Here is a 13,541-nt window from a genome sequence, read left to right as displayed (position 1 = left end):
CTTCACTCCGATGTTCGATTGATTGCGCTAACGCAATAATATGGCCTCGTAATTGAGGGGGCGCGCAGATTGGGGCCGATATTTGAGTGAAGCTCTTTGCGCCAGAACAAAGACCGGCTGTTTGCAACAGGTCAGGTTTTAGAATGCGGGCCCGGCATGGCTGTGTCCGCAAGGAAGATCGCCTCAACCGGCCTCAGGGCTACGGCAGCAGGTACGAGATATGCTCAATATCGATAAGACGAACCTGCTTCGCCATCATACTCCCGAGAGAATCCCCGACCGAATTGCATTTGGCCTGGCGCGGCTGGTTGCATGGATGGCAGGGAATACTTTTTTCAATAGCCGCTACGGCGATCAGGTCATTGTTCTGGAGACGGTGACAGCCGTGCCGCCGATGGTTGTGGCAACCCTGCTCCACCTCAAGTGCTTGCGGCGGATGCTCGACGACGGCGGATGGGTTCGGACATTCATGGATGAGGCGGAAAGCCAGCGCACGCATCTCATGGCGTTTGTGGCGCTGGCGAAGCCAAATGCGTGGGAACGCTTCCTGATCGTTCTCGTGCAAGGTATTTTCTATAATGCCTATTTTTTTCTGTACCTCATCTCGGCCGGGACGGCCCATCGTCTGGCCGCGTATTTTGCCGAGCAGGCGGTTCAGGGGTATTCAAAGTATCTGTCGCAAATCGAATCCGGCGAGCGCGCGATGCAGCCGGCTCCGGCATTGGCGATTGCCTATTGGGCATTGGCGCCCGATGCGCAGGTTCGCGATATGATCGCGTCGATGCTGGAAGATGAGGCAATTCACCGCGATCTCCATCACGCTTTTGCCGATGCACTCATGCAGGGACAGACATTCCCCGATCGCATCAGCAGCATTTCCTGATTCGTCGCGCAGCTTGCTCTAGAACAAAAACGCTCATCGGAAATCGCGCTAGCAGCGACGCCGAAGTCACGGTTGTGACGACAACGGAGTCGAATCATGAAAAAGTATTGTGCGTTGACGCTTGGAGTCGTGAGTGCTGTTTTGCTCTCAATTTCTGCCCAGGCGGCAGAGTTTGAGGTCAAGATGTTGAACAAGGGATCGGATGGGCAGGTCATGATGTTTGAGCCCGCCTTTCTCCGCGTTCAGCCGGGAGATACGGTCCGCTTCATCCCTACGGACAAGGGGCATGATGCGGAAACGATTCCCGGCATGCTTCCGGATGGAGCGCAACCTTTTAAGGGCAAGCTTTCAGAGGAGCTGAAAGTCACTTTCCAGACGCCGGGTCTCTATGGCTATCGTTGTCTTCCGCATTTCGGGATGGGAATGGTGGGTCTGATCGCGGTCGGAAACGCTGCGCCGAATCTCGATGCGGTCCGGCAGGTGAAGATTCCGCCAGCCCCGGCCAAGCGGATGGCGGCGCTTCTGGATCAGTCTCAGCGGGCGGAAGGCCCATCATCGATAAAGAGCGCGGCGGTTCGCTGAGCGTATTTACGCAAGGCCGATCATCGGCGGTTGCCGGGATCGTCGATAATCAGGAGCGGAATGGGCGGGCGTCAGGCGTCCGCCCATTATATTATGGGCGGCATTAATCTGATTCCACGTCAGCCGCCGGCTCGGAAGAATCCGTGCGCGGGTTATCACAACATTTTGGTGTCCGATGAAAATATCCCAGGCATTCAGATTTGAAGCCGCGCACCGGCTTCCCAATGTTTCGCCGGCCCATCGCTGCCATCGGATGCACGGTCATTCCTACCGGATAGAGGTGGTTCTGAACGGATCCACCGATCCGCATACAGGATTCGTGGTCGACTTTTTCGATGTGGAAGAAGCGTTTGAGCCGCTTCTCAAGAGGCTCGATCATAATTGTCTGAATGATGTCCCTGGATTGGAAAATCCCACGGCCGAAAACATCGCCATCTGGATATGGGAGAAGGCAAAACAACGACTGCCGCAACTTTTCAGCGTCAGAGTCTACGAGACGCCCGATTGCTGGGCGGAATACGATGGGCTCGATCCAATCGTATGAGCAAGATTTCTGACTCTCGGCACAACGTAAACGCGTTGACCCTGCCCGATTGCAAATTGAGATAAGTGTTGGCGGTGGTCAGCGGTGGCTTTGGTGCTGGCATTTGGAGAAACAAAAGCCAGATGCTCCGGGTGCAATTCATTGTTCGGTTCAGCAAAATTCCCTGTTTTGTGAGAGCAGGAAATTCCGCGGCATCTGTTTCAGGCTGGCGTCTCTGACAGCGGGCGGTCGCCGAAGGCGATGATCGACTTGCGCAATATGCGGCCTTCCAGATCCGTGCTCAGGCGCGCGCGGCGATTGCTGTAAAAGAAGCTGAGGCGGAATTCTCCGGCGTGTTCTTCGAATCCACGCTCGCAGACGCTGGTGATGTCTCCCTGGCGCATCAGGAGCTGCACGCGTGAGGCAGAAAGACCCAGCAGTTCGCCGATAAGCGCTGCGTCCACCATGAATGTATCGTCGCGGATGTCGACTGCGCCCTGGTGGGTTGCCGCCAGGCCGTTCTCCTTGAGACCCTTGGCCATTGCATTTCTCCTTGCCAAAACACCATAAAAGATATACTTAAAGTACATCTTTTAGGCAGGAGATCAACCGTGACCATTCATATGGAAATGCAGACGGGGTCCCGTTCCGCGCATAGCCCGGCTCTTTGTCAGACGCTCCCATCGCCGCCGTCAATGGATCGCAGCCTTGCGACGCCCGCCCGTCTTTCAACGGCGGAGCTTGCGTTCCGTATTTTTGCTGTCTTTCGCGGGCATCCGCACATCAGCAACGTGCTGACGCACATTTCGCGCGCCAACTGGGCCCAGGTGGAGCGCGAACTCAACATCATTCTGAACCCAACTACGACGGGCGGACTTTCGTCACTGGCACGCAACATCGTCGATTTGATGTGCGCCGAACGCGGCGTGACCGGGAAGATCCTCAAGCCATACTTCCATGCCGCTTTGCAGCGGTTGCTTGGGCCTGACGAGGCGGAACAGCTGATCCGCCACGTCGAAGCGCTGTTTCTCGAGCTCGAATGGAAGGCCGATCATCCTGCGTCGGCTATCGCTTCCAAGGAGGCCGGACATGACCGAACCGCGCATTGACGAGCGGGTGATCAACGTTCTCGACATCGAGCCGCCACACCGTCATGCAATCCTGTTCCGCCTGTTCGAACATCTGACGCCGGATCAGTCGTTGCAGATCGTCGTTGACCACGATCCCAGGCGGCTGCGCATGCAGTTGGAGGCATCTCATGGTTCACGATGCGGGTGGTCTTATCTGGAACAAGGCCCCGATCGCTGGCGCGTTCGCCTGCGTCAGCTTGCGCACGAAGGTGCCCGCGAGGATGGGAGGCCGGAATGTTAAGCAACTCGCATCGGTACGTGCTGCCTGATAGCGAAGCGGAATGGAGCTCTCTGGAGGCGCTGATCGGCAGGGACTTCGCCAGGTGCCACCCCGGCGAGACGCTGGAAGATATCAGGCGCCGGGCCGCCTTTTCGAAGGAGGACAGGGGCCTGCTTCGGGACTGGGTGGCGGTCGCAGCCGCGCATAAAATATGGCGTTCCGTTTGATTTAGCTCATGCCATGCCTGCCCCGGGCCGCTATCATTAGCCATTCAGGCCCGCTGAGCACGGGAAGGCTACCATGGGGTACAAATCGATTGGCGTCAGCATGGCGGTCGGCAGCTCGAATAGAGCTTGTCTGACAGTCGCGGCCGAACTCGCTGAGCGTTTCAATGCGCGTGTGATCGGAATGGCGGCAACAATACTGCCTGCGCCACTCTATTATACCGACGGCTCGTATGGAGCCGAACTGTTGGAGCGCGAGGGAGCGGGCCTTCGCAAAAGCCTGGCCAATGCGGAGGCGGAATTCCGCCACGCATTGGATGGACGCATCAAGACCATCGAATGGCGCGACAGCCTGACCATCGCCAAGGATTTCATTCCGGCACAAGCCCGTAGCGTCGATATCGTTGTCACCGCCGCACAGGAGGATGGAGACAGCGATCCTTACGCCATGGCCAGCCCATCCGATCTGGTGATGGAGGCTGGGCGCCCGGTTCTGGTCGTGCCGGCTTCGGCGACATGGCTGGATGTGCGCCGGATTCTCGTTGCGTGGAAAGACACCAGGGAATCGCGGCGCGCGGTTGCCGATGCGCTGCCGCTTCTGCAAAAGGCGGAAGAAGTCACCGTCGCCGAAGTCTGCGATGCGCTCAGCGAACCAGCGGCGAGCGAGCGGGCCAATGACGTGGCGGCCTGGCTGCTCCGACACGGCGTAGCTGCTTCCGCGATCACGAGGGAAGATACCAATACGCCGGAGAACCTGGAGGCTATCGCATCCGATATGGGCGCGGGCGTGATCGTTGCTGGCGCCTACGGTCACTCACGGTTGCGGCAGTGGGTTCTTGGCGGGGTGACGCAGCATTTCATCACCCGCCCGTCGCGATGTGTACTTTTGTCGCGCTGAGACGCCTAACGACAGAAGCAGGCGCGGCGATCGTTTCCGCGTCATGACATCCCCGATCTCGATTTTGTGAAGCAAGAATTCTCGACCGCAAAAGTATCGGCGGCCTTTGCCGTTTGCAAAGATACCCGCGCGATCGGGACATTACAGATTGCGGCGGCAGAAATTGCCCTTAAAACATATATTGACAATGTATCTTTTGGGGACGATGCTCCAGTCCATCTGAAGACAGCAGGCCGCAGACATCAATAGACGCAGTGGTCTTCGGGAGACGATGTTCCGCGCGTTCGCGGACGCGGTGCGGCGCAAGCGCCAGCCGATTGAGATCAATCCCATGGTAGGAGCCTGAATATGACCGATGCCACCAAGAATTCGAGCGTCAACAAGGTTGATGTGCGCACCCTGATCCCGGCGCAGCGGCACGCGAAAATCTTCGAACTCGTCAACAAGCTGACGCCCGGCGGCAGCTTCATCCTGGTCAACGATCACGATCCGAAACCACTCTACTATCAGCTCGAGGCTGAATATCCGAAGCAGTTCTCCTGGACCTATGTCGAGCGCGGACCGGAGGTCTGGCAGGTGGAAATCGGCAAGCTCGCAAAGGCCGCCTGAGTCTTTCCCAAGGCTCGCGCCGGAATTCCATGCACCGGCGCGGGCCTTGAAAGGAGGTCTGCATGGTCGGCGTTTCACTGTCGAGATGGTCGATGTCCTATTTTGCCGCGGCGCTCGTTGCGTTGCTCGCGGCGGAAATCATGATGGCCACGGGCTTCGGTTTTCCGGCCGTGGCGATCGCATCGCCCGATACGCTGATCCTCGTTCATGTCGTCGCCATCGGCTGGCTCAGCCTCTTGATGTGCGGCGCGCTTCTCCAGTTTCTGCCGGTTCTTGTGGCGCAACCGCTCCATAGCAATGCGCTCGCGGTACCCGCGCTTGTTTCGCTGGTTGCGGGTCTTGCGGCATTGATTCTCGCGTTTCTGCAATTCGGCGGGCGCATCGACATTGGCTTTCCGTTCTTCACGACAGCTGCCATCCTGTTGAGCCTCGGTTTCGCGCTGGTGTTGTACAATCTCGTACGGACGATGATTGCGTCGAAGGTCGTGCCGTTGCCGGCGTGGTTCGTCGCGGCGGGTCTTGCGAGCGTCGTGGCAACGGTGGCGCTGGGGGTGATCTTCTCTCTCGTATTGGGCGGTGTGATCCAATCCAGGCCGCTCCTTGCGTTGGTGGGAGCAGGGCTTCCCATTCATGCGATCGCGGGCCTCGGCGGCTGGCTCACCTTCACGGCGGTCGGCGTGAGCTATCGGCTGCTCGCGATGTTCATGCTGGCGCCGGAGCTTGATGGCGCGAGACCGAAAGGCGCGTTCTCACTGGGTACGGCGGCGCTCGCGATCGTAATTATCGGCGGGATTGTCACGGTTCTTTTTGAAGGCAACCTGTCGCTGACATTTCTTGCCGCGCTGGCCGTCGCACTTCCGGCATTCGCATTTTATGGCCTCGATGCCGTTCATCTCTATCGTGCACGCAAGCGCCGCAATATCGAGCTGAACAGTCGCACGGCCGGGATCGCTCTTGGTTATCTTGCGGCTTCGGTCATGCTCATCGTGGTTCTTCTGGCATTGGGGCGCTTGAGCGATCACGTCGGCGCCGTGGTCTTTCTGGTCGCGTTCGGCTGGCTGACGGGGCTTGGCCTCTCCCAGCTCTACAAGATCGTGGCATTTCTCACCTGGCTTGAATGTTATGGGCCGGTGCTCGGCAAGATCCAGACGCCGCGCGTGCAGGACCTTGTGGTGGAGGCGCGCGCGATCAAGTGGTTCGTTCTCTATTTTGCCGCGGTTGGGGTCGGCGCTGTTGCGCTTCTTGCGGATGCGCCGACTGCCTTCCGGTTCGCCGCCGTTGTCATGGCCGTTGGGACCACAGGCATTACCGCGCAACTGATACGTACACGCCGTCTGGCGGATGTGAAGGCGGAGGCGCGCCTGCCGCAGGGCGTCCAGCTCCCCCACCTTCTGCTGTCGTGCCACACCTGATCAAAAGAGGAGATTATGCGATGACAACATCGTTCGTTGAACTGGATGTCCGGCCAATACTTCGGAATGGCGGCGAACCCTTTGGAGAAATCATGGGGGCGATAACCAAGCTCCAGCCGGGGCAGGGGCTGAAATTGCTCGCGACCTTCAAGCCCACGCCGCTTTTCAGCGTGCTCGGTTCCAAGGGATTCAGTCATGAAGCGCGCGAGATCGGCGGGGGGGATTGGGAGGTTCTTTTCCGTCCGGCGGAGGGAGCGGCAAAATCGGAGCCGCCGGTGGCTGCGCCCGCACAGGACACAGCGGAATGGCCCGATCCCGCTCGACATCTCGACAACCGCGATCTCGATCCGCCGGAACCGATGGTACGCATACTGGCAGCCACGGAAGAGTTGAAGAAGGGCGAGGTGCTGTCCGCCTTGTTGTGCCGCGAGCCGATTTTCCTGCTTCCTGAGCTTGCGAAGCGTGGCCATGCCTGGCGTGGCGGCTTCGAGAGTGACGGCAAGACCTACAAGATCCTGGTGCGGATCGGCGCGGCCGATATGGCCGCCGCATGAACGAACGGTTTTCGTAGGCGCTGGTTCACCGCGGCCGCGAGGTCTCACGCAGGAGGTGTGCGATGTTCATACAGACGGAAGAGACGCAGGATTCCGAACGGCTCAGATTTCTCCCGGGCCGTGAGGTGCTGCCCGAGGGCACGCTCAATCTCAAGACGAAAGAGCAGGCCGCTTCCTCACCGCTCGCCGAGCAGCTTTTCACAATCCCCGGTGTCGCCGGCGTGTTGCTCAACAAGGATTCGATCGTCGTGACGCGGTCGGGCTCGGACTGGCAGCATCTCAAGCCTGCGATCCTTGGAGCCATCATGGAGCACTTCATGTCCGGCGCGCCGGTGGTGCGGACGCCGCCCGGCGCCTCCGCCCACGCCAGCGCATCAGGCGAGGAGGGCGATGCGACCGCCACCGGACAGATTCGCGAAGCGTTGCGGCGGGTGATCGATCCGGAGCTTGGCTACAATATTGTCGATCTCGGCCTCGTTTACGATGTCACGGTCGAGGATGGCGGCGTCACCATCGTGACGATGACGACGACCACGCCGGGATGCCCGGCGACGAATTATCTGAAGACTGGCGCGGGCGAGGCGGCGAGTTCGGTCGACGGGGTGGAGTTTGTCGATGTCAGACTGACCTATGAGCCGCGCTGGACGCCGGACATGATGACGCCCGAAGCGAAAGCGCATCTGGGGATCGGGAGCCAATGGTGAGCGAGGCCGCCGCGCCAGCGCGCCGTCCGGGCGAAGATGAGGTGACCGCGGGAGACGCGCGCTTGCCCGAGATTCTGCTGACAAGCCTGACGGCTCTCGCCGCAGCTGGAGAAGTCGAGCAGGCTTGCCGTCTCGCCGGGCAAGCCTGCGTGATGCTGCGCGTCAGCGATCCTGCGGCGTCACGCCGCTTCGACGTCCTTCTTCACCGCCTGACACGCAAGCTCAGCTGGTGAGGGCATTGTGCTGCGTCGTTAGTGCTTCAGCCCGCGCGCCAGCGTGCGCAACATGCCGACGAACGTGATCGTCCATGCCACCAGCGCGACATAGAAGAAGACGCGCGGCAGTCCGGCCAGAAAGCCGAACTCCATGGCGCGATCCATTTGCCAGGTGCAAGCCGCATACATGCCGAGCGGAAACACCGCGCCCCAGTACAGCGGATCGTATTCGAACGGAAATCTCTTATAGCCGTAACGCCAGATGCCGAGCAGCAGCAGCATCGGTATCCACCATGTTCCGGTCGCCCAATAGAACACCGTGAAGCCTTTCAGGAAGGGTAGCAGCGACGCCAGATAGGGTGCGTGCGGCGCGTTCTGGATGAGCAGGGAGCCGGCCAGTGTCGAGATCGCCATCGCGCCCATGTTGATCCAGTAGGGTGGAGCGAGGTCTCCGGGCGAGAATTGAAAGAACGCATAGCGATAGAAGATCAGCGACATCATCCAGATGTACAGCATGCCGCCCCATAGCCACATCGACAGGGCCATCAGGTTGAGCTCGAGCCGGTAGGGCTGCCCGATGCGCGAAGCGAGCAATGCGCTGGATACGGAAAGAGCCTGTGTCGCGACGACTGCGAGCAGCCAGCCGCCGTTGATGCCCTTGTCGAGCGTCGGCTTGCTGCGCTTCACGGTGAAGGCCGTGAAGATGGTGTAGGTCAAACCGATCCAGAGCAGGATGGCGAACATCCATAGTCCCACGCCGGCCGCGACATTTTCGTGCAGCACCATGAACTGGCTGGCCAGAATGCCGGTGCCGGCCACCGTGGTGAAATAACCTGGCCCGCGAAGATGGGCGATCATGTCGCCGAAGAATCGCTGCGGGTAACGCCAGGCCCGCAAGCCGTAGAGCAGGCAAAGGACGGCGTACTGCACGATGTTCAGATAGAACAGCGCAATCGCAATGTCCGGATGCTCCATCATGAAGGCGGCCAGCGAGACGATGCCTGTGGCCATGACCAGCCCGAAATAGGCAGGCGACAGATCTTCAAGATTGAAGGCGAGGCCCCCTCTGCGAGGGTTGACGGTCATCGATGATCTCCTGGCGTTCGGCGGCGCTTCCGCGCCCGCCGTCGCCTCATACTCTTGCGGACTATCTCTATACGGCAGCCGCATCAATGCAAATTTGCGCCGGAGCAAAGAAACGCCGGCCATCGCCCGATAGGATTAAGAGACCGGATGATCGAGCGACGATTTTATCGTGCCGTGAGCCGGAGATATTGGACGGACCGATGAATAAGCCTGCTATTCCCCTGAATCTACCGGGTCGTGGCCGCGTTTATGGTTCGATCACGGAGACGATCGGCAATACGCCGCTGGTGCGGCTGGATAAATTCGCCAAGGAAAGAGACGTCGTCGCCAATCTCATCGCCAAGCTGGAGTTCTTCAATCCTATCGGCTCGGTGAAGGATCGTATCGGGGTCGCGATGATCGAGGCGCTGGAAGCGGCCGGCCGCATCGCGCCGGGGAAAACCACGCTGATCGAGTCGACATCCGGCAATACCGGCATTGCGCTGGCCTTTGCGGCGGCGGCGAAGGGCTACAGGCTGATCCTGACCATGCCTGAGACCATGTCGGTGGAGCGCAGGAAGATGCTGGTGTTCATGGGCGCGCAATTGGTGTTGACCGATGGCGCCAAGGGCATCAAGGGCGCGATCGCGAGGGCCGAGGAGCTCGCCGCCACGCTGCCCGATGCGGTGATCGTGCGGCAGTTCGAAAATCCGGCCAATCCGGAAATCCACCGCATCACCACGGCCGAGGAGATTTGGAACGATACCAACGGCACGGTCGATATTTTCGTGGCGGGCGTCGGCACGGGTGGCACCATCACCGGCGTCGGGCAGGTGCTGAAGAGCCGCAAGCCGTCGGTTCAGGTCGTCGCGGTGGAGCCGGAGACTTCGGCGGTGCTGTCGGGCGGCGAGCCCGGGCCGCACAAGATTCAGGGGTTGGGCGCGGGCTTCAGGCCGGCAGTCCTCGACACCGCGATTTACGACGAGGTGGTCAGGGTCTCGGATGAGAATGCGATCGCCAATGCGCGGCTTGTCGCGCGGCTGGAAGGCGTGCCGGTCGGCATCTCGTCCGGCGCGGCGTTGCAGGCGGCGGCCGAGATCGGCTCGCGGCGGGAGAATGCGGGCAAGAACCTCGTCGTGCTGCTTCCGTCCTTCGCCGAGCGTTATCTGTCGACGTTGCTGTTCGACGGGCTGGAGCCATGGAAGATCGCCAATACAACGAAGCGGAGGCGGTAACCCGCGTATCCAGTTCGGGACAGGGATGATGTTGAGAGAGCCGCCTTCTCCGAAAGGAGAGTCTTCCGTCACCGTGATCGGCGCCGGTGTTGCGGGGAGCTGGCAGGCGCTGCTGTTTGCATGTGCGGGCTATGACGTCACGCTGCTTGATCGTGACGACATCAAGATGACCTATGCGACCAGCCACTGGGCAGGGGGCATGCTGGCGCCATGGTGCGAAGGCGAAGTCTCCGAGCCGCTGATCACGCATCTCGGGACCCGCTCGCTCGAACTGTGGCGCCAGCATCTTCCTGGCACGTCGTTTAACGGCTCCCTTGTCGTGGCTCAGCCGCGTGACCGCCCGGACTTCGAACGCTTCGCGCGGGTGACGACGGGCCATGATCGCCTCGACGCGGAGAGGATCGGAGAGCTTGAACCGGCGCTGTATGGACGGTTTCACGCGGGCCTGTTTTTCGCGGGAGAAGGGCATGTCGAGCCGCGCGCCGTGTTGCCGCAACTGCATGCGAGGTTCGTCGCCGCCGGCGGCATCATCCGGTTTGAATCGGACTGCGATCTGGACAAGCTCGCGCTTGAAACCGACGGCATTGTGATCGACTGCCGCGGTCTTGCCGCCAGAGACAAGTTTTCAGATCTGCGTGGCGTCAAGGGCGAGATGGTCGTCGTCGAGATGCAGGATTTCAAACTGTCGCGCCCGGTCCGCCTGCTTCATCCGCGCTGGCCGATTTATGTCATTCCGCGCGAGGACAATTGCTTCATGATCGGTGCCACCAGCATTGAAAGCGAGGATACCGCCGTCAGCGTGCGCTCAGCCCTTGAATTGCTGACCGCGGCCTATGTCATTCATCCGGCCTTCAGGGATGCATATATCCTTGAAGTCGGCGCGGGACTTCGGCCTGCGTTTCCGGATCATCTGCCGCGCATCGTGGTGAGCAGGAAAAAGATATCGGTCAATGGGCTCTATCGCCACGGCTTCCTGCTCGCGCCTTCCTTGGCCGAGATGACGCTTGCTTATGTCCAGCGCGGATTCATCCATAACGAAGTGATGCGCTCGTCCTTCGAGTTGATGTCCTGATCGGACTATCGTTGGCCCGCATCCCGGATGCGGTCTTCACCCTCCCATTCATGGACAGGAAGATGAAGATCGAGGTCGAGAAGATCGATCGCCCGGCGCGCGATCTGGTCGATCACTGCGGCCATTGACGCGGGCTTGTGGTAAAAAGCGGGTACCGGCGGCGCAATGATCGCTCCAATTTCCGTGGCAGCGGTCATCGCCCGCAGATGGCCGAGATGCAGCGGCGTTTCCCGCACCATCAGCACGAGCCTGCGCCGCTCCTTGAGCTGAACGTCCGCCGCGCGCACCAGAAGATTTTTCGCGGCACTGGTCGCAATCGCGGACAAGGTGCGGATCGAGCAGGGGGCGACGATCATGCCCGCTGTTCGGAAAGAGCCGCTGGCGATGCTCGCGCCGATGTCTTCATCCGCATGATGGCGCGTGGCCATTGCAGCGAGCGCCGACAGTGCATTGCGACCCACTTCGTGCAGCAGCGTTCGTTCGGCATGATGCGTGACGACCAGATGGATGTCGCATTGGCCGGTTTCCGCCAGCAATTCGACGACGCGTACGCCGAGCGCCGCACCCGAGGCGCCGCTGATGCCGACCACGATTCGCAAGCGGCCGCTCATTGTTGTTTCTCCGTGGATTCGAAGTCTGATGGAAGGCCGAGCCGTTGCCAAAGCTCGCTCACGCGCGCGACCACGGCTTCGTCCATGTCAAGGACCCGGCCCCATTCGCGATCCGTTTCGGGCGGCAGCTTCGTGGTCGCATCGATGCCGACCTTGCCGCCGAGGCCGGGCTTCGGGGACGCGAAGTCGAGATAGTCGATCGGCGTATCGGTCAGCGTCACGAGATCGCGCGATGGATCGGAGCGCGTGGCGATCGCCCACATCACATCGGACCAGTTGCGGACATCAATGTCCGGATCGACGAGGATCAGGAATTTCGTGTAGGTGAGCTGCGGCAGCATCGACCACAGTGCGAGCATCACCCGCCGCGCCTGTCCCGGATAGCGCTTTGAGATCGACGCGACTGCGATCCGGTACGAACATGCTTCGGGAGGCAGCCACAGATCGACGATTTCCGGAATCCGCTTTCTCACCAACGGCACAAGAAGTTCGTTAAAAACTTCGCCGATGCGGGACGGCTCATCCGGCGGGCGTCCGGTGAAGGTTGAAAAATAAGTCGGCTTCCAGCGCATGGTGATGGCGGATACGCGCATCACGGGGAAATTCTCGACGGCATTATAATAGCCGGTGTGGTCGCCGAACGGCCCTTCGGGGGCCGTTTCGTCGGGAGAGACGGTACCTTCGATGACGATCTCGGCTTCCGCAGGCACCATCAGCGGAACGCTGATGCAGCGCGCGAGCGGCAGGCGCGCTCCGCGCAGAAGACCGGCGAAGCGAAATTCCGAAAGCGTTTCCGGCAAGGGGAGCGCCGCCGTGAGCATCATCGCCGGATCGGCGCCGATCGCGATCGCGACCGGCATGTCGAGGCCGCGCGCCTTCCACAGATGATGATGGCGCGCGCCGCCGCGATGGGCGAGCCAGCGCAGGATCAGGCGATCGCGGTCCAGCACCTGCATGCGGTAGACGCCGACATTGACGTTGGCGTCCGTCTCGTCGTCCGGCGGCCGGGTGACGACCATCGGCCATGTGACGAGCGGAGCGGGTTCGCCTGGCCAGCAAACCTGCACTGGCAATCGGGTGAGATCGATTGAATCGTCTCGCCATACGATGTCATGCACGGGCGGTGTATCAATGGACTTAGGGCGCATCGCCATGATCCCGCGCGCGAGCGGCAGTTTCGCCATCGCGTCCGCGAGACTGTGCGGCGGCTCCGGTTCGCTTAACTCCGCGAGCGCCTGGCCGAGGACCGGTAAATGCTCGGGGTCGACGCCAAGTCCCCAGGCAACGCGCTCGCGCGTGCCGAACAGGTTGACGAGGACAGGCATCTCGGAGGCTGCGCCGTCGGCCTTAATGGGTGATTCAAACAGCAGCGCGGGACCGTTGCGCTGAAGCACGCGCCTGTGAATCTCGGTGATCTCGTGGACGACCGAGACCGGTTCGCGGATGCGGACAAGTTGGCCTTGGGTCTCGAGATAGGAGAGAAAGCTGCGCAGGCCTTTGAAAAGTGGCTGGTCGCGACGCAACAGAGGCGTGGTCTCCGGAAAGGATTTCCTGCGCCTTTCCTGAAGCAGAAGGCCTCAACATTCGTTGTCCTAGAGCAAGGA

17 protein-coding genes and 1 pseudogene are annotated in these 13,541 nt (G+C 60.6%); 14 read left to right on the top strand and 4 right to left on the bottom strand.

The genetic code is table 11. The annotated features are described in order from the left end of the window. Positions 1-220 precede the first annotated feature (220 nt). From AFIDRAFT_RS02235 to queD, 3 genes are all read left to right on the top strand, one after another. A complete protein-coding gene (locus tag AFIDRAFT_RS02235) occupies positions 221-883 on the top strand; it encodes an alternative oxidase (protein WP_009337402.1) in 663 nt (220 codons plus the stop codon). Between the two features lie 96 nt (positions 884-979). Then, positions 980-1,465, top strand: a complete 486-nt coding sequence (locus tag AFIDRAFT_RS02230; protein WP_009337401.1) for a pseudoazurin — start codon at positions 980-982, stop codon at positions 1,463-1,465. A gap of 175 nt (positions 1,466-1,640) precedes the next feature. Next, a complete protein-coding gene (queD, locus tag AFIDRAFT_RS02225; RefSeq protein ID WP_040297727.1) occupies positions 1,641-2,009 on the top strand; it encodes a 6-carboxytetrahydropterin synthase QueD in 369 nt (122 codons plus the stop codon). Positions 2,010-2,209: 200 nt separating this feature from the next. On the opposite strand, the gene AFIDRAFT_RS02220 is transcribed toward queD, so the two are convergent. Next, positions 2,210-2,530: a DUF6522 family protein gene (locus tag AFIDRAFT_RS02220; RefSeq protein WP_009337398.1), complete on the bottom strand. Its 321-nt coding sequence runs from the start codon at positions 2,528-2,530 to the stop codon at positions 2,210-2,212. Positions 2,531-2,683: 153 nt separating this feature from the next. On the opposite strand from AFIDRAFT_RS02220, the gene AFIDRAFT_RS02215 reads away from it, so the two are divergent. From AFIDRAFT_RS02215 to AFIDRAFT_RS02175, 9 genes and pseudogenes are all read left to right on the top strand, one after another. After that, complete coding sequence (locus AFIDRAFT_RS02215) at positions 2,684-3,097, top strand: hypothetical protein (protein WP_040297725.1); 414 nt, start codon at positions 2,684-2,686, stop codon at positions 3,095-3,097. After that, complete coding sequence (locus AFIDRAFT_RS02210; RefSeq protein WP_009337396.1) at positions 3,078-3,359, top strand: DUF2249 domain-containing protein; 282 nt, start codon at positions 3,078-3,080, stop codon at positions 3,357-3,359. The genes AFIDRAFT_RS02215 and AFIDRAFT_RS02210 overlap by 20 nt, the downstream gene beginning before the upstream one ends. Before the next feature lie 279 nt (positions 3,360-3,638). Beyond that, the gene (locus AFIDRAFT_RS02200) at positions 3,639-4,460 is read left to right on the top strand and encodes a universal stress protein (RefSeq protein ID WP_009337394.1); all 822 of its coding nucleotides are present in this window, start codon (positions 3,639-3,641) and stop codon (positions 4,458-4,460) included. Between the two features lie 348 nt (positions 4,461-4,808). Beyond that, complete coding sequence (locus AFIDRAFT_RS02195; protein ID WP_009337393.1) at positions 4,809-5,069, top strand: DUF2249 domain-containing protein; 261 nt, start codon at positions 4,809-4,811, stop codon at positions 5,067-5,069. A 62-nt stretch (positions 5,070-5,131) separates the two neighbouring features. Beyond that, positions 5,132-6,481, top strand: coding sequence for a hypothetical protein (locus AFIDRAFT_RS02190; RefSeq protein ID WP_009337392.1), 1,350 nt, complete (start codon positions 5,132-5,134; stop codon positions 6,479-6,481). 20 nt (positions 6,482-6,501) lie between these two features. Continuing rightward, positions 6,502-7,035, top strand: a complete 534-nt coding sequence (locus tag AFIDRAFT_RS02185) for a DUF2249 domain-containing protein (RefSeq protein ID WP_009337391.1) — start codon at positions 6,502-6,504, stop codon at positions 7,033-7,035. A gap of 62 nt (positions 7,036-7,097) precedes the next feature. Continuing rightward, positions 7,098-7,349, top strand: a pseudogene (locus AFIDRAFT_RS20460) (NifU N-terminal domain-containing protein); the annotation flags it as partial. 3 nt (positions 7,350-7,352) lie between these two features. Next, the gene (locus AFIDRAFT_RS20455; protein ID WP_433994105.1) at positions 7,353-7,739 is read left to right on the top strand and encodes a metal-sulfur cluster assembly factor; all 387 of its coding nucleotides are present in this window, start codon (positions 7,353-7,355) and stop codon (positions 7,737-7,739) included. Next, positions 7,733-7,972 carry a hypothetical protein gene (locus AFIDRAFT_RS02175; RefSeq protein ID WP_009337389.1) on the top strand — a complete coding sequence of 80 codons (240 nt, stop codon included), beginning with the start codon at positions 7,733-7,735 and terminating at the stop codon, positions 7,970-7,972. The genes AFIDRAFT_RS20455 and AFIDRAFT_RS02175 overlap by 7 nt, the downstream gene beginning before the upstream one ends. 18 nt (positions 7,973-7,990) lie before the next feature. Here AFIDRAFT_RS02175 and AFIDRAFT_RS02170 read toward each other — a convergent pair whose 3' ends face one another. After that, positions 7,991-9,040: a tellurite resistance/C4-dicarboxylate transporter family protein gene (locus AFIDRAFT_RS02170; RefSeq protein ID WP_009337388.1), complete on the bottom strand. Its 1,050-nt coding sequence runs from the start codon at positions 9,038-9,040 to the stop codon at positions 7,991-7,993. Between the two features lie 200 nt (positions 9,041-9,240). Between AFIDRAFT_RS02170 and cysK the strand changes: the two genes are divergently transcribed. Both cysK and AFIDRAFT_RS02160 read left to right on the top strand, forming a co-directional pair. Further along, complete coding sequence (gene cysK / locus AFIDRAFT_RS02165) at positions 9,241-10,254, top strand: cysteine synthase A (protein ID WP_009337387.1); 1,014 nt, start codon at positions 9,241-9,243, stop codon at positions 10,252-10,254. A gap of 28 nt (positions 10,255-10,282) precedes the next feature. Next, a complete protein-coding gene (locus AFIDRAFT_RS02160; protein ID WP_009337386.1) occupies positions 10,283-11,326 on the top strand; it encodes an FAD-dependent oxidoreductase in 1,044 nt (347 codons plus the stop codon). Positions 11,327-11,331: 5 nt separating this feature from the next. On the opposite strand, the gene AFIDRAFT_RS02155 is transcribed toward AFIDRAFT_RS02160, so the two are convergent. Both AFIDRAFT_RS02155 and AFIDRAFT_RS02150 read right to left on the bottom strand, forming a co-directional pair. Beyond that, positions 11,332-11,937, bottom strand: coding sequence for a UbiX family flavin prenyltransferase (locus AFIDRAFT_RS02155; protein ID WP_009337385.1), 606 nt, complete (start codon positions 11,935-11,937; stop codon positions 11,332-11,334). Continuing rightward, positions 11,934-13,463: a UbiD family decarboxylase gene (locus AFIDRAFT_RS02150; protein WP_040297723.1), complete on the bottom strand. Its 1,530-nt coding sequence runs from the start codon at positions 13,461-13,463 to the stop codon at positions 11,934-11,936. Before AFIDRAFT_RS02150 ends, AFIDRAFT_RS02155 begins: the two co-directional genes overlap by 4 nt. Between the last annotated feature and the right edge of the window lie 78 nt (positions 13,464-13,541).

This window comes from Afipia sp. 1NLS2 (assembly GCF_000178995.1).
Lineage (GTDB): Bacteria > Pseudomonadota > Alphaproteobacteria > Rhizobiales > Xanthobacteraceae > Afipia.
Note: the sequence above shows the minus strand (reverse complement) of the source record. Positions and strands in the feature narration are given on the sequence as shown.

Bases quoted from the DNA above. Each gene is read 5' to 3' on its own strand.
- AFIDRAFT_RS02160 (WP_009337386.1), top strand. From the start codon at position 10,283: ATGTTGAGAGAGCCGCCTTCTCCGAAAGGAGAGTCTTCCGTCACCGTG.
- AFIDRAFT_RS02230 (WP_009337401.1), top strand. From the start codon at position 980: ATGAAAAAGTATTGTGCGTTGACGCTTGGAGTCGTGAGTGCTGTTTTG.
- AFIDRAFT_RS02170 (WP_009337388.1), bottom strand. From the start codon at position 9,040: ATGACCGTCAACCCTCGCAGAGGGGGCCTCGCCTTCAATCTTGAAGAT.
- AFIDRAFT_RS02220 (WP_009337398.1), bottom strand. From the start codon at position 2,530: ATGGCCAAGGGTCTCAAGGAGAACGGCCTGGCGGCAACCCACCAGGGC.
- AFIDRAFT_RS02235 (WP_009337402.1), top strand. From the start codon at position 221: ATGCTCAATATCGATAAGACGAACCTGCTTCGCCATCATACTCCCGAG.
- AFIDRAFT_RS02155 (WP_009337385.1), bottom strand. From the start codon at position 11,937: ATGAGCGGCCGCTTGCGAATCGTGGTCGGCATCAGCGGCGCCTCGGGT.
- AFIDRAFT_RS02200 (WP_009337394.1), top strand. From the start codon at position 3,639: ATGGGGTACAAATCGATTGGCGTCAGCATGGCGGTCGGCAGCTCGAAT.
- AFIDRAFT_RS20455 (WP_433994105.1), top strand. From the start codon at position 7,353: ATGTCCGGCGCGCCGGTGGTGCGGACGCCGCCCGGCGCCTCCGCCCAC.
- queD (WP_040297727.1), top strand. From the start codon at position 1,641: ATGAAAATATCCCAGGCATTCAGATTTGAAGCCGCGCACCGGCTTCCC.
- AFIDRAFT_RS02215 (WP_040297725.1), top strand. From the start codon at position 2,684: ATGGATCGCAGCCTTGCGACGCCCGCCCGTCTTTCAACGGCGGAGCTT.
- AFIDRAFT_RS02210 (WP_009337396.1), top strand. From the start codon at position 3,078: ATGACCGAACCGCGCATTGACGAGCGGGTGATCAACGTTCTCGACATC.
- cysK (WP_009337387.1), top strand. From the start codon at position 9,241: ATGAATAAGCCTGCTATTCCCCTGAATCTACCGGGTCGTGGCCGCGTT.
- AFIDRAFT_RS02185 (WP_009337391.1), top strand. From the start codon at position 6,502: ATGACAACATCGTTCGTTGAACTGGATGTCCGGCCAATACTTCGGAAT.
- AFIDRAFT_RS02195 (WP_009337393.1), top strand. From the start codon at position 4,809: ATGACCGATGCCACCAAGAATTCGAGCGTCAACAAGGTTGATGTGCGC.
- AFIDRAFT_RS02190 (WP_009337392.1), top strand. From the start codon at position 5,132: ATGGTCGGCGTTTCACTGTCGAGATGGTCGATGTCCTATTTTGCCGCG.
- AFIDRAFT_RS02175 (WP_009337389.1), top strand. From the start codon at position 7,733: ATGGTGAGCGAGGCCGCCGCGCCAGCGCGCCGTCCGGGCGAAGATGAG.